Origin of the sequence: Nocardioides daeguensis (assembly GCF_019192965.1) — a bacterium.
Classification (GTDB): domain Bacteria; phylum Actinomycetota; class Actinomycetes; order Propionibacteriales; family Nocardioidaceae; genus Nocardioides; species Nocardioides daeguensis.
In genome coordinates this window covers 95,007-108,570 of the sequence record NZ_JAHTKU010000004.1, presented here as the reverse complement: position 1 = coordinate 108,570, position 13,564 = coordinate 95,007, and the positions used below count along the sequence as shown (strand labels likewise).

Annotated in this window: 17 protein-coding genes; all 17 read right to left on the bottom strand. The window is 72.8% G+C overall.

Annotation, left to right across the window (positions count from 1 at the left end):
* Window positions 1-79 precede the first annotated feature (79 nt).
* Window positions 80-514: a flagellar basal body-associated FliL family protein gene (locus KU893_RS23120; RefSeq protein WP_218232918.1), complete on the bottom strand. Its 435-nt coding sequence runs from the start codon at window positions 512-514 to the stop codon at window positions 80-82.
* Window positions 511-1,533: an OmpA/MotB family protein gene (locus tag KU893_RS03420; protein WP_218232917.1), complete on the bottom strand. Its 1,023-nt coding sequence runs from the start codon at window positions 1,531-1,533 to the stop codon at window positions 511-513. The genes KU893_RS23120 and KU893_RS03420 overlap by 4 nt, the downstream gene beginning before the upstream one ends.
* The gene (locus KU893_RS03415) at window positions 1,533-2,303 is read right to left on the bottom strand and encodes a motility protein A (protein ID WP_257440842.1); all 771 of its coding nucleotides are present in this window, start codon (window positions 2,301-2,303) and stop codon (window positions 1,533-1,535) included. The genes KU893_RS03420 and KU893_RS03415 overlap by 1 nt, the downstream gene beginning before the upstream one ends.
* Window positions 2,300-2,572 (bottom strand): flagellar FlbD family protein, encoded by a 273-nt coding sequence (locus tag KU893_RS03410; RefSeq protein WP_218232916.1) that lies wholly within the window; start codon window positions 2,570-2,572, stop codon window positions 2,300-2,302. The genes KU893_RS03415 and KU893_RS03410 overlap by 4 nt, the downstream gene beginning before the upstream one ends.
* 151 nt (window positions 2,573-2,723) lie before the next feature.
* Entirely contained in the window at window positions 2,724-3,572 is an 849-nt protein-coding gene (locus KU893_RS03405; RefSeq protein WP_218232915.1) for a flagellar hook protein FlgE, read from the bottom strand.
* Between the two features lie 25 nt (window positions 3,573-3,597).
* Window positions 3,598-4,101 (bottom strand): flagellar hook capping FlgD N-terminal domain-containing protein, encoded by a 504-nt coding sequence (locus KU893_RS03400; RefSeq protein WP_218232914.1) that lies wholly within the window; start codon window positions 4,099-4,101, stop codon window positions 3,598-3,600.
* A gap of 10 nt (window positions 4,102-4,111) precedes the next feature.
* Entirely contained in the window at window positions 4,112-5,158 is a 1,047-nt protein-coding gene (locus tag KU893_RS03395) for a flagellar hook-length control protein FliK (protein ID WP_218232913.1), read from the bottom strand.
* Between the two features lies 1 nt (window position 5,159).
* Entirely contained in the window at window positions 5,160-6,107 is a 948-nt protein-coding gene (locus KU893_RS23115; RefSeq protein WP_218232912.1) for a transglycosylase SLT domain-containing protein, read from the bottom strand.
* Window positions 6,104-6,553 carry a flagellar FliJ family protein gene (locus tag KU893_RS03385; RefSeq protein WP_218232911.1) on the bottom strand — a complete coding sequence of 150 codons (450 nt, stop codon included), beginning with the start codon at window positions 6,551-6,553 and terminating at the stop codon, window positions 6,104-6,106. The genes KU893_RS23115 and KU893_RS03385 overlap by 4 nt, the downstream gene beginning before the upstream one ends.
* Window positions 6,550-7,875: a FliI/YscN family ATPase gene (locus KU893_RS03380; RefSeq protein ID WP_218232910.1), complete on the bottom strand. Its 1,326-nt coding sequence runs from the start codon at window positions 7,873-7,875 to the stop codon at window positions 6,550-6,552. Before KU893_RS03380 ends, KU893_RS03385 begins: the two co-directional genes overlap by 4 nt.
* Window positions 7,872-8,516: a FliH/SctL family protein gene (locus KU893_RS03375; protein WP_218232909.1), complete on the bottom strand. Its 645-nt coding sequence runs from the start codon at window positions 8,514-8,516 to the stop codon at window positions 7,872-7,874. The genes KU893_RS03380 and KU893_RS03375 overlap by 4 nt, the downstream gene beginning before the upstream one ends.
* Before the next feature lie 112 nt (window positions 8,517-8,628).
* Complete coding sequence (gene fliG / locus KU893_RS03370) at window positions 8,629-9,663, bottom strand: flagellar motor switch protein FliG (RefSeq protein WP_246591742.1); 1,035 nt, start codon at window positions 9,661-9,663, stop codon at window positions 8,629-8,631.
* Between the two features lie 5 nt (window positions 9,664-9,668).
* On the bottom strand, window positions 9,669-11,261 hold the full coding sequence (gene fliF / locus KU893_RS03365) for a flagellar basal-body MS-ring/collar protein FliF (RefSeq protein ID WP_218232908.1): 1,593 nt from the start codon (window positions 11,259-11,261) through the stop codon (window positions 9,669-9,671).
* 13 nt (window positions 11,262-11,274) lie between these two features.
* Entirely contained in the window at window positions 11,275-11,601 is a 327-nt protein-coding gene (gene fliE / locus KU893_RS03360) for a flagellar hook-basal body complex protein FliE (protein WP_218232907.1), read from the bottom strand.
* Window positions 11,601-11,993, bottom strand: coding sequence for a flagellar basal body rod protein FlgC (locus KU893_RS03355; protein ID WP_218232906.1), 393 nt, complete (start codon window positions 11,991-11,993; stop codon window positions 11,601-11,603). The genes fliE and KU893_RS03355 overlap by 1 nt, the downstream gene beginning before the upstream one ends.
* Window positions 11,993-12,355: a flagellar basal body rod protein FlgB gene (gene flgB, locus KU893_RS03350; protein ID WP_218232905.1), complete on the bottom strand. Its 363-nt coding sequence runs from the start codon at window positions 12,353-12,355 to the stop codon at window positions 11,993-11,995. Before flgB ends, KU893_RS03355 begins: the two co-directional genes overlap by 1 nt.
* Window positions 12,356-12,507: 152 nt before the next feature.
* Window positions 12,508-13,440 (bottom strand): oxygenase MpaB family protein, encoded by a 933-nt coding sequence (locus tag KU893_RS03345; RefSeq protein ID WP_218232904.1) that lies wholly within the window; start codon window positions 13,438-13,440, stop codon window positions 12,508-12,510.
* Window positions 13,441-13,564 lie beyond the last annotated feature (124 nt).

The window sequence follows — 13,564 nt, the reverse complement described above, 5'->3', positions numbered from 1 at the left end:
CGAGCGCAGCGAGCCTGGTTGACCGGAACGGCAAGGCGGCGAGCGAAGCGAGCGCAATGCCTTTCGCGAGCGAAGCGAGCTATTGGGTGACGTACTCGGTGAAGTACACCTCCATCACCTCGTGGTGGTAGCGCTCCTTGAGCCGGTCGAGCAGCTGCTTGCGCAGGGCCTCACGCACGTCCGGCTTGTTGACCTCGCCGACCGGGAGCCCGCTGAACACGGTGATCGCGGCGTCGAGGGCCTTGCTGCCGTCGGCCTCCTGGGTGCCCTCGGTGAGCTGGAGGGCCATGCCGAGGCGCAGGTAGTGGCCGCCGGCGAGGTTGACCTGGATCGCCTCGAGGGTGACCACCTCGCCCGGCTTGGGTCCGGCGTCGCCGCTGGGCTTGAGCACGAAGAACCAGGCGCCGCCGCCGACCAGGGCGAGGAGCAGGATGGCGATGCCGATCGTCCGGCCCTTGCCGCCCTTGGCGGCGGCCTCTGCGGTGGCCGCGGGTGCGGCGACGGTGGTGCTCACGGTCGTTCCTCTCGGCTGTCTGCGGGGGCGGGGCGGGCGGCGGCGTCCGGTCCGGAGGCCGTGCCGTCGCCGGCGGGGTCGATGGGGAGGCCCTCGAGTCCGGCCTCGCGGCGCAGCTCGTCGTACGCCTGTCCCATGAGGGCGCGGGTCTCGGCCGGCTGCTGGCTGAGGACCAGGACGTCGACGCGCTTGTTGACCCGTTGCGAGCCGGTGCGGGCCGGGTCGACGAGCGGCTTGGTGTGGCCGAAGCCGGTGGCGCGCAGCCGGCGGGCGGGGATGCCGTGGGTGTCCTCGAGGCGGTGCAGCACGTTGGCTGCGCGGGCCAGCGACAGCTCCCAGTCGGAGGGGTAGTAGCGCGGCTTCACGGGCTCCTGGTTGGTGTGGCCGTCGAGCTCGATCGGCTCGTGCAGCTCGGCCAGCACCGGCGCGATGGCGTCGACCACGCGCCGTCCGCGCTCGGTCAGCTCGGCGATGTCGGGGTCGAACACGACGTGCTGCGACACCAGGCTGACCACCAGGCCGCGCTCGTCGATGGTCGCGCGCACGTCGTCGCGCAGGCCCTGGTCGCGCAACGCCTTGTCGATCTTCTTCCAGACCTTGAGCAGGCGGTCGACCTCGGCGCGGGCGGCGCCCTGGGTGCGCTCGCTCTTGAGCCGGTCCGACTCCTGCAGGATCTTCGTGACGGTCTCGCGCTGGTTCTCCGGAACCTGGGCGAGCAGCATCTCGAAGGACGCGTTCTCGGCGGTGACGCCCTTGGCGTTGCTGACCGGACTGGCGCCGTTGAGGATCGACTGCTCCCGGCCGAAGCCGACGGCGAGGCCCTCCTTGAGCTCCTCGTACTTCTTCTCGTCCACGTTCGACATCGCGAACATGACGATGAACAGCACCATCAGCAGGGTCACCATGTCGGCGTAGGTCACGAGCCAGCGCTCGTGCCCGGCGCCGTGGTCCTCGTGCTCCTCCTCGTGGTGGCGGCGGCGGGGCGGGCTGGTGCCGCGACCTGCCTTGCCGGAGGACATCAGGCCGCCTCGCGCTCGACGGTGCCGGTCGGCAGCAGGGAGCGCAGCTTCTCCGCCACCAGGCGGGGGTTGGCGCCGGCCTGGATGGCGGCGACGCCCTCGATGGCGACCTCCATCCGGGCGCACTCCAGCTCGCCGAGCCGCTTGAGCCGGCTCGAGATGGGCAGCCAGATGACGTTGGCCGACAGGACGCCCCACAGGGTGGCGACGAAGGCGCCGGCGATGAGGTGACCGAGCTCGTCGGGGGTCGCGAGGTTCTCGAGCACGTGGACCAGGCCCATGACGGTGCCGATGATGCCGATGGTCGGGGCGTAGGCGCCGGCGTCGCCGAAGAACTTCGCGGCCTGCTTGTCGTCGCGCTTCTTGGCGCGCAGCTCGGCCTCGAGGATCTCGCGGACGTCCTCGGGGTCGGTGCCGTCGATGGCCATGGTGACGCCCTTGACCAGGAAGGGGTCGTCGATGTCGCGCAGGCTGTCCTCCAGGGCCAGCAGGCCCTCGCGGCGGGCCCGCTCGGCGAGCGAGACGACCTGCGGGACGAGCGCCTCGGCCGGCTCGACCGAACCGGTGAACGCCCGCTTCGCGTCCTTCACCGCGGCCTTGGCGTCGCTCATCGTGCCGCCGGCGATGGTGACGGTGATCGTCGTCCCCAGCACCAGGAGCATCGGCGGGAGCAGCAGCAGGCTCATCGGGTTGCCGCCCTCGAGGACGTTGGCCACGACGATGATCACCAGGCCGGCGACGATGCCGACCGGGGTTGCGATGTCCTTCACGGGGTCACTCCTCGCGGGGGTACGGCGGTCAGCCGGTTCTGCCGCGCTCGTACCGGTGCGACGGTGGACGCCTCCGGCAGTGCCGCCCGGGCCACGATGGCCGAGCGGTAGTCGATGACGGCGTCGCGCACCTCGTCGAGGGACTCGGCCACGATGTACTTGGTGCCGTCGACCAGGGTCACCACGGTGTCCGGGGTGCAGTCGACGCGCTCGATCAGGTCCGCATTCATCACGAACGTGGTTCCCGAGAGTCGGGTCAGCGAGATCACCGCGGCACCTCCGTGTGCGTGGATCGGGTGGGGAGCGCCCTCCGTGGCGTTCCGCAGGTCCCATCGGCCAGGTCCCCGGGACCCTGAGCCTTCGGTGAGCCTTTGATGAGCCGTCGACGGGCCCGCGTGCGCTCCCGCACCCGGATCGGCGCTAGCGCTTGATGTTGACGAGCTCCTCGAGCACCTGGTCGCTGGTCGTGATCACCCGGGAGCTGGCCTGGAAGCCGCGCTGGGCGAGGATCAGGTTCGTGAACTCGGCCGACAGGTCGACGTTCGACATCTCCAGGGCACCCGCCATGATCTGGCCGCGCTGGCCCTGGCCCGCGACACCGAGCTGGACGGCGCCGGAGTTGGCGGACTCGCGGAAGGCGGTGTCGCCGATCTTCTCCAGGCCCATCGGGTTGGTGAAGTCCGCGACGGCGAGCTGGCAGATGTCGCGCTGCACGCCGTCGGAGAACACGCCCCGGACCTTGCCGTCCGCGGAGATCGAGTACGACGTCAGCTCCACGCCGGCCGGCAGCGTGGCGTCGATCATGTGCAGGTCGACGTCTCCCGGTGCGCCGGCCGGCAGGCCGGCCGCGTCGAGGGCGTAGCCCTGGACCCGCATGCCGCTGGGCGCGACCAGGAGGCCGGCCTGGTCGAAGGTGAACGCGCCGGCCCGGGTGTAGACGTTCTCCAGGCCGTCGCGCAGCACGAAGAAGCCGTCGCCCTGCAGCATCACGTCGGTCGGGCGGCCGGTGAGCTGCGCCGAGCCCTGGCCGAAGTTGGCCATCGTCGCGGCCAGCTGGACGCCGAGGCCGACCTGGATCGGGTTGGTGCCGCCGCGCTCGGCGTTGCCGCCCGAGGCCGCGGTGAGCATCTGGCTGAGGGTGTCGGAGAAGACGGTGGTCGACGACTTGAAGCCGGTGGTGTTGGCGTTGGCGATGTTGTTGCCGGTGACGTCGAGCATGGTCTGGTTCACGCGGAGGCCGGAGATGCCGGCGAAGAGCGAGCGAAGCATGGTGGTTCTCCTTCAGGCGGGTGGGTCAGGCGGTGGTGGACGGGGTGCCGCTCGGCGGCACGTAGGTGCCACCACCGCTGGTGGTGGGCGCCTTGATGGTGGGTGCGTCGCCGACGCTGATCACGTCGGTGACCGGCACGGTCGTGCCGTCGACGCTGAGGACCGGGCCGGAGGCCAGGTAGGTCGTGCCCTGCACGACGCCGGACTGCTCGGCCCCCGTCGCGTCGTACCAGCGCACTGTCTGCCCGATCAGCGAGCTCGCTCCGAAGGCGAGCTGGGTGCTCAGCATCATCGCGGTCTGGTCGGCGACGTCCTGCATCTTCTCCAGCGCGGTGAACTGGGCCGTCTGGGCGAGGAACTGCGAGGAGTCGGTGGGGTTGAGTGGGTCCTGGTACTTCATCTGCGCGACCATCAGCTGCAGGAACATGTCCTTGTCGGCGGTCTTCGACGTCCCGGACGTGCCGGTGGCGCCCGTGGTCGCCGTACCGGTCACGCCGTAGCCGACGCCTTCGGTGCTGGAGACGGACATCTCTTCCTCCTCACAGGGTCCGGTCGAGCTGACCGGACGGGGTGGTGGTCGGGGCGGTGGTCGGGGTGCCGACCGGTGCCAGGAGCGGGGTTTCGGGTACGTCGCGCCGCTGCCGGCGCTGGTCGGAGTCGCCCGACCAGCGGTTCTGGGCGGACGCCCCCTCGCGGCCGGCGTCGGCGGAGACGGTGCTGCCGCCGGGCTGGCTGGTCGCGGCGACCGGTGCGTTCGGCGCGGTGGGCTGCGGCGCCGTGGGGCTGAACGGGTCGCGGACCAGCACCCGGGCCTCGGTGGCGCCGGCGCGCTCCAGCAGCCGCTGCAGCTCGAGAACGCCGCTGCTCAGCGCCCGGTGGACCGCCGCGCTGCCGGCCAGGTCGTTGGCGTTGCCGGCCAGACGCACCTGGACGGCGCCGTCCTTGACCACCAGGGTCACCCGCACCTCGCCGAGCTGCTCGGGCTGCAGGGTGAGGGTGATCCGGTGGGTGCCGGGCCGGTCGGTCGGCGTGCTCGTGACCAGGCGGGTGACCTCGGGGAACACCTGCTGGACCACGGCCCGCTCGACGGTGGGGGCTCCGGCGGTCGCGGTGTGCGAAGCGCCGGCGACGAGCCCTGCGGTGGCGGAGGCGTGAAGGATGCCAGCGACGAGCTCTTCGGTGGTTGAGGTGTGAGGAGCGCCAGCGACGAGCCTCGAAACCTCCGGGGATGCTGCCGGGAGGTTCGCGAGGGGCTGGCTTCCGGCCTCGGGTCCGGTGGTTTCGAGGCTCGGCGCCGGGGCGCCTCGCACCTCAACCACCGGCGCGGCGGCGCCAGCGATGAGCCTCGAAACCTCCGGGGATGCTGCCGGGAGGCTCGCGAGCAGCCCGGCCCCGGCATCGGGCCCGGTGGTCTCGAGGCTCGGCGCCGGGGCGGGCGTCGTCGGCAGCGGGACCGTCGCGAGCAGCGCCGCGGCGAGCGCGTCGCCGAAGACCACACCCGGCTCGCCCGACTGGTCGGTGGCGGCGGGGGCGCCGTCGGTGGGGACCGGGGTGGGCAGGCCCGCCCGGAACGGAGTGATGCTCATGTCAGCTCACCATCGCCATCACGTTGCGGACGTAGTTCTGCGTCTCCTGGTAGGGCGGGATGCCGCCGTACCGGGAGACCGCGCCGGCTCCGGCGTTGTACGCCGCCAGCGCGAGGTCGGTGCGCCCGAACCGGTCGAGCAGGGAGCGCAGCAGCCGGGCGCCGCCGTCGATGGCCTGGGCCGGGTCGAACGGGTTGGTGACACCGAGCCCCTTCGCGGTGCCGGGCATCAGCTGCATCAGGCCCTGGGCTCCGGCGGGGCTGACGGCGCGGGCGTCGAAGCCGGACTCCTGCTTCGCGACGGCGGCGATCAGGTTCGCCGGGACGCCGGTCCGGGCGGCGGCGGCATCGATCAGGTCGGCGTACGGCGTCCCGGTGGCCGCGCGCGCCGCGGCGGGGGAGGCCGCGGCGGCGCCGGTCGCGGGCTGGTCGATGATCCGGCGGATCACGTCGGGCGTGGACGGGACGTCGACGACGCGGATGTCGAGGCCGGTGCGCGGGGCCTCGATCATCTTGCCGCCGCCGATGTAGATCGCGATGTGGTCGACGCCGTTGTTGCGGCTGGAGTTGTCCCAGGCCAGCAGGTCGCCGGGCTGCGCCTGCGCGAGGCTGGCGACGGGAGTGCCGACCCGCGCCTGCTGGTTGGAGACGCGCGGCAGGTCGTACCCGAGGTTCTTGTAGACCACCTGCACGAGGCCGGAGCAGTCCATCCCCTTGGTCGGGTCGGTGCCGCCCCACACGTAGGGCAGGCCCACGTACTTGCGGGCCTCGGCGACGACCTGGTCGCCGGTGACGGAGCCCGCGGCCGCGGTGGTGGCGACCCGGGCGCCGGCCAGCTCGGTGGCGAAGCTGCCGTTCGTGCCGGTCGTGCCCGTGGTTCGCACGGTCGCGAACTGCGCCAGGCGGGCCTGGATCTCGCCGATCCGGGCGGTCACGTGGTCGATGCTCATCGCGCACCCCGTGCCCAGCGCTGAGCGGCGAGGTCGTCGGCGTCGCGGGCGGCCCGCCGCTCGGCCTCGGTACGACGACGGGCGGCGCGCCGCTCGAGGAGATGCTCGACCGCGGCCAGCCGGGCGCGGTCGGCGCCCCAGCGGGCGCGGGTGTCGGCGGTGACGACCTCGGCGGTCGCGGCCTGCTTGCGGGTCTCGCCGACGAGGATGCCGACGTGGGCGAGCCGGGTGCGCGCGGAGACCAGCTCGGCCGCCGTCGTGACGGCGGGCACCGGCGCGGAGGCGATGCCGGCCTCGAGACTCCCGAGCCGGGCGCGCACCGCCACCTCCTCGGCGAGCACGCGCTGCAGGCCGATCCGGCTGTCGGTCTCGCGGACCTCGCGGACCCGGGCGACGGCGGCCAGACCGCGGTCGTCGCCGTGCACCTGACGCTGGGTGCGGCTCACGACGCCACCACCCGGCTCAGCTGGTCCCACGCCTCGGCGCGCGGCGTGATGTCGTCCATCGACTGGCGCAGGAACGCCTCGATCTGCGGCAGCCGGGCGAGGGCGGCGTCGGCGTCGGAGTCCGCGCCGGCGACGTACGCGCCGATCTCGACCAGCTCGCGGACCGAACGGTGCGCGGCGAGCATCCGCCGCAGCCGGCCGGCGTCCTGCTGCTGCTCCGGCGTGGTGACGGCCCGGTGCACGCGGGAGATCGACTCCAGCACGTCGATGGCGGGGAAGTGGCCGGCGGTGGCGAGGTCGCGGGAGAGCACGACGTGGCCGTCGAGGATCGAGCGGGCGGTGTCGCCGATCGGGTCCTGGAGGTCGTCGCCCTCGACGAGGACGGTGTAGATGCCGGTGATCGAGCCGGTGGCCGAGGTGCCGGCGCGCTCGAGGAGGCGCGGCAGCAGGCCGAAGACGCTGGGCGGGTAGCCGCGGGTGGCGGGCGGCTCGCCCGCGGACAGGCCGATCTCGCGCTGGGCCATGGCGACCCGGGTGAGCGAGTCCATCATCAGCACGACGTCGCGGCCGCCGTCGCGGAACCACTCCGCGATCCGGGTGGCGGTGAACGCCGCGCGCAGCCGCTCGACGGCCGGGGCGTCGGAGGTCGCGACCACGACGACCGAGCGGGCCAGGCCCTCGGGGCCGAGGTCGCCGTCGATGAACTCGCGGACCTCGCGGCCGCGCTCGCCCACCAGAGCGATCACGTTGACGGCGGCGTCGGTGCCGCGGGCGATCATCGAGAGCAGGGACGACTTGCCGACGCCGGAGCCGGCCATGATGCCGATCCGTTGGCCGCGGCCGACGGGCACCAGCGCGTCGAGGGCGCGGACGCCGGAGCCGAGGGGCTCGGTGATCCGGGGCCGGCTGAGGGCGTCGGGGGTGGCGAGCTCGGTCGACACGGTCTCCAGCGCCGGCAGCGACGCCAGGGCGGGTCCGCCGTCGACGGGGCGGCCGAGGCCGTCGAGCACCCGGCCGAGCAGGGCGGCGCCGACCTGGATCCGCAGCGGGCCGCCGGTCGCGCGGACCACGTCGCCGGCGCGGACGCCGGTCGTGGTGCCGAGTGGGAGACAGATGGCGCTGCCGGTGCGCAGCGCGGCGACCTCGGCGAGGAGCGGGCCGGTCGCGGTCCGGACCTCGAGCAGGTCGCCGACCGCGGCGTCGGGCAGGCCGCGCACCTCGAGGTGGAGGCCGACCAGCTCGGCGACGGTGCCGAGGTGCAGGGGAGCGGCGGCGGCGACGGCCGCCTCGCGGACGTCCGCGGCGACGAGGGTGGTGGTCACGGGTACAGCACCTCCCGGACCCGGGACATCGCCTCGTCGATCCGCAGGTCGACGACCGAGCCGTCGGTGCCCTCGACCATCGCGTCGATCGGGCCGAGGCTCGCGTCGGCGACGACCTCCAGGCCGCGCTCGGCCAGGTCCTGCGCGGCCGGTGACGCGGCGGCCGACGGGTGCAGCCGCAGCCGGCCGACCGGGGTCGGCGGCAGCACCTGCAGCACCCGGGTGACGACGTCCTGGGGGCCCAGGTGCGCTACCTGGGCGCCGACCACGGCCGTGGTCAGGGCCCAGGCGAGGTCGGTCGCCTGCGCCTCGACCGAACGGGCCAGGTCGTCGAGCAGCCCCCTGACCTGCTCGGCAGCCTGGCCCAGCGCGTCGAGCGCCGCGCGGTGCTCGGCCTCACGCCGGGCCTCCGCCTCAGCGTGGATGACCGCGCGCTTGGCCTCCTCGACCGCCGCCTGCTGGTCGGCCGTACGACGGCCCTGGGCCCAACCGACGGCGTACCCCTGGGCGCGCGCGGCGTCCCGGGCCTGGGTTGCGATACCGTCGAGCAGCGACTCGGTGACCTGGTCGCCGAGCACGCTGTCGCTGCCCAGCCGGGTCCAGGTGCCGACCCGCAGCTCGGGAAGCAGCGGGGCGCTCATCGACATCGACTGAGATCTCGAGACACGCGGTTCCGTCCTCGTCCCTCGGACGGACGCGCCCTCGATCTCTTCGGCCGACGCCTCCCGCGAGCGAGCTCGCGGGAGGCTGGCCTCAGACGACGAACTCATCGTCGCTCCCTCGCCGGACCATGATCTGGCCCTGCTCCTCGAGCTGGCGGATGGTGCGGATGACGCCCTGCTGGGCCTCCTCGACCTGCGCGAGCCGGACGGCGCCGAGCAGCTCGACCTCCTCGAGCAGGTTCTCGGCCGCGCGCTCGGACAGGTTCGCGGTGATCTTGGTGCGGACCGCGTCGCTGACGCCCTTGAGGGCGAGCGCGAGCTCGGCGGTGTCGACCTGCCGCAGCACCTGCTGCACCGAGCGGTCGTCGAGCCCGGTGATGTCCTCGAACATGAACATCCGGCTCTTGACCTCGTCGGCGAGGGCCGGGTCGAGGCCCTCGAGGCCCTCGACGATCTGCCGCTCGGTCGGCCGGTCGGACCGGTTGATGATGTTGACCAGCGGGTCCACGCCGCCGACCCGCGAGACCTCGGTGGGTTGCAGCATCGACGACAGCTTCCGCTCGAGGACGGCCTCGACGGTGCGCACGATCTCGGGCGAGGTCCGGTCCATCACGGCGATCCGGTGCGCGACCAGGGCCTGCTGGTGGGCCGGCAGGCCGCTGAGCAGCAGGGACGCCTTGTCGGCGGCCATGTGGGCGAGCACGAGCGCGATCACCTGCGGGTGCTCGTCGGCGATGAACCCGCGCAGCTGCGCGGGATCCGCGCGGTGCAGGAACTGGAAGGGCATCTGGACGGCGGCCGCGTGCAGCCGCTCCATGATCTCCTTGGCCCGCTCGGGCCCCAGCGACTGCTCGAGCAGCTGCTGGGCGAAGCCGAAGCCGCCCTGGGTGACGTGGGCGTGCGCGGTCGCGAGGTCGTGGAACTCGGTGAGCACCTGCGCGGTCTCGCTGGCCGACACCGCGTCCAGCCGGGCGATCTCGCCGGAGATCGCCTCGACCTCGGCGTCGCTGAGGTGCGCCATCACCTGCGCGGCGCGCTCCTTGCCCATCTGGATGAGGAGGACCGCGGCCTTGCGGACCCCCAGCGTGGCGAGCGCGGAGCCGGCCCCCGCCATGGACGTCGTCATGAGGGTCACGGGCGCGGCTCCACGAGCCAGCCGCGCAGCAGGGCGGCGACGTCGTCGGGCTGGCGGTCGACTAGTGCGATCAGCTCGTCACGCATCGACTCCTCCTCGTCCTTCTCGGACGACTCGAGGGCGGCCAGGGCCGGGGCCTCCAGCTCGGCGGAGCGGTTCGCCGCGTCGGTGCGCAGCTGCTCGACCAGGTAGGCCCGGGCGTCGTCGCGGACCTTGGCCCGGCGCCGCGCCTGCAGCCAGGCGAGCAGGACCATCAGCGCGATGCCGCCGGCGATGCCGATGTTGCGCAGCAGGTCGTTGCGCCGCGCTGCGGCGTCGGCGGCCTGGGCGGCCTCGAGGTCGGCCGCGGCCGCCTTCTCGGCGCTGCGGTCGAAGGCCATCGTGGAGACGTCGATCGTGTCGCCACGGTCGGCCTTGATGCCGACGGCGCTGCTGATCTGGTCCTTGACCACCTGTGGCTGCAGGGCAGCGGCCGCCGTCGAGTCGAGCACGACACCCACGTGGATGCTGTTGATCGAGCCCGGCGCCTTCTCGCGGTGCTCGACGGTCTGGTCGAGCGCGTTGTCGCGGGTCCTCGAGGAGTTCTTGTACGACGAGTCGCCGCCGGTGGCCGCGGCCGGGTCCATCTGCCCGTCGGGGCCGACGATGCCGCCCGAGGAGTTGGTCAGCGAGCCGGCCGGGCCGGCGTACGTCTCGTTGGTCGAGGACTCCGAGAGCGGCGGGACGTTCTCCTGCGCGCCGTAGGTCCGGCTGTCGGTGACCGACTTGTCGAAGTCGAGGTCGGCGGTCACCGTGGCCTTGGCGTTGCCGGGGCCGACGATGGTGTCGAGCAGGGACTGGATCTTGCCCTGCATCGAGTCCTGGAAGGCCTCGACCTGCTTGGTGCGCGCGGAGGCCGCGCCGACACCGCCGTCGGCGCTGTCGTCGGTGGTGAGCAGCTTGCCGGTCGCGTCGGTGAGGGTGACGTTCTTCGGCTCGAGGCCGTCGATGCTGGAGGCGACCAGGTGGACGATCGCCTGCACCTGGCCGTCGTCGAGCGCGGTGCCCGGCTCGGTGTCGATGAGGACCGACGCCGTCGGCGGGTCCTGCTCGTCGGTGAAGACCTCCTTCTTCGGGATGGCGAGGTGCACGACCGCGGTGTCGACGCCGTGGATGGCCTCGACGGTCTTGGCGAGCTCACCCTCCATGGCGCGCTTGAAGTTGGTCTGCTCCTGCGACTCCGAGGTCGACAGGCTCTGCTTGTCGAGCAGGCTGTAGCCGCCGTCGCTGCTGGCGGGCAGGCCCTTGCCGGACAGGGTGATCCGGGTGCCGTAGACGTCCGAGCGCGGCACCATGATCGTGCCGCCGCCGCCGGTGATCTTGTACGGGACGCCCTGCGCGTCGAGCTCCTCGATCACGGCGCTCGCGTCGGTGCCGGAGAGGTTGGAGTACAGCGGGGCGTAGCTGGGCGTGGACACCCAGCGGAACACCATGAACACGGCGATCAGCAGGGCCGCCGTACCGATGACGGCGACGGCCTTCTGCCCGGCCGTGAAGCCGCCGAAGGTGTCGCGGGCGCGCGTGACGTACCGCGTGAGGCGCTGTTGCATCGTCGACCGGCCCTCAGACCTGCATCCGCATGATCTCGTTGAACGCCTCGACCGCACGGTTGCGCAGGGAGACCGTCAGCTGGCTGGCGACGGACGCCTCGCTGGCCGCGATCGTGTAGTCGTGGATGTTCTCGAGCTTGCCGGTGGCTGCCTGGACCGCCAGGTTGTCGGCCTTGTCGGTGAGGCCCTCCAGCCGGTCGAGGCCGTCGAGCACGAGCGAGCCGAACTCGGTGTCCGGGCCGGCCGACGGCGCGACCTTCGCGGCGGTGCTGGGCGCGGCGATCGAGCCGAGGGCGTCGGCGGCCGACACCGACGGGAACTGCAGGGGCGTGATGTCCATCAGCGGGCACCGATCTGGAGGGCCGCGCCGTAAGTGTCCTGGGCGGTCTTGGTGACCTGCACCGAGGCCTGGTAGCCGCGCTGGGCCATGACCAGCTGGCTCATCTGGGCCGCCATGTCGATGTCGGGCAGCCGGACGTAGCCGTCCTCGTCGGCCAGCGGGTGGCCGGGCGAGTGGACCATCCGGCCCTCGGGGTCGCCTGCGGCGAAGCCGGCGACGTCGACACCGCCGTCCCCGCGCGGGTCGAACTCGACGTAGGTCGCCTGGAAGGCGTCCTCGCTGGTCCGCTTGACCGTGTTGGCGTTCGCGATGTTGCCGGCCAGGGCGTCGAGCCAGACCTGGTGCGCGCCGAGCGCGGTGTTCGCGATGCGCAGCGTCTCGAAGGCGCCCATCAGGCAGCACCGCCGGCCATCATGTTGAGCCGCGAGTCGCGGTCGCTGATCGCCCGGCCCATGATCTGGTACTGGTACTGGGTCTGGATCGCGGCGATCGACTCCTTGCGGAGGTCGACGTTGTTGTCGTTGGCACCGACCGGGGTCCCCGTGGCGGCGACCGTCGCGGTGAGGTCGCTCGTGGTGGCCCGGCCGCGCTCGATCGCGCTGGAGAGCGCGGACTCGAACTCGACGCTGCGGGCGCGGAAGCCGGGGGTGTCGACGTTGGCGATGTTGTCCGCGATCACCTGCTGTCGCTGGGACAGCCCGTTGATCGCGGAGTGCAACACGAAGCCGACGGCGTCGGACGCTGCGAAGGACACGGTCGATCTCCTGCGGGGGCGCGCCAGTCGTGGGAGCTGGCGCGACGGTGGGTGCCGGTCCGTCGGCGAGGGCTGAGCAATCCGTCGCTCACCGTGCCTGATCGGTCCGCCCGCAGGGGACCTGAGCCCTGGCGTCTGGGACTAGGTCCTGACTATCTCGACCGATCGGACTTGCGGGCGGCGGTCCCTCTCTGCCCTGGCCGCCGGCCGCCGTCGCGCACCATCACGTCGGAGACCCGGAGCCGGCCCAGGACGGGCAGGCCCAGCCGGCGACGCAGCCGGAAGTCGGCGACGTAGAGGCGGTACACCAGCCGCAGCACCGCGCGGTTGCCGAGCCGGTCGGCCCAGCGCAGCGCGACGAGCGCGCGGTCGAACCTGCGCTGGTCCTCCGCGGTCCAGGTCCAGCCCATCAGCTCGCGGAAGTACGGCGGCAGGTTGGCGCGGGTGAAGAAGTGGTAGGCCGGTCCGAGCAGGCGCGCGAGCAGGCGACCCGGAAGGCCCCAGGCCTCGCCGAGGAACCCGAGGTCGGCCAGCGACTCGAAGTCGCGGCGCACCTCCTGCGAGATCGCCAGCCGCGGCAGCATGCTCGCCCAGTAGTCCTCGAAGGCAGCCCAGTCGCCCGGCCACCGCTCGGGGCGGACGTTGACGCCGGTGGCGAGGGGGCTGGCCGCCCGCACCAGGGTGTCGAGCTCGGCGCGGTCGAGGTCGCCGTACAGGAGGACGTGCTGGTCGAGGAAGAAGCGGAACAGGCAGGCCGCCACCCACAGCTGCAGGTCGGCGGCGTTGGCGTTGTAGGCGACCGGGCTGTGGTCCCCGGAGCGCACGTGCCGGTGCACCTGCGCGACGGCCGAGCGCATCGCGGCCCGGTCCTCGTCGGAACCGGCCACCGCGAGCGCGAGGTACTGGCCCGTGGTGCGTGCCCGCTTGATCGGGCGGCGCCGGGGGCTCCCCGACACCACCCGGCTCTCGCTCACGCCTTCACCCACCGGTGGCAGGGACAGCTGCTGGATGATGTTGGCGACGCCGCTGGTCGTGCCGAGGCTGGAGACGGTGTCGAGCAGCGTGGTCGGAGCGGTCCGGGGCACGAGCGGTCCTCAATATCTGTCAACGGATGTGTTCAGATTGGTCGGGCGCAACGTAACCCCGGGCGGAGAACCGGGTCAAGAGGCGACGCCCGGCCCCGGGACCGAGGAGCCGGGCGTCGCGCGT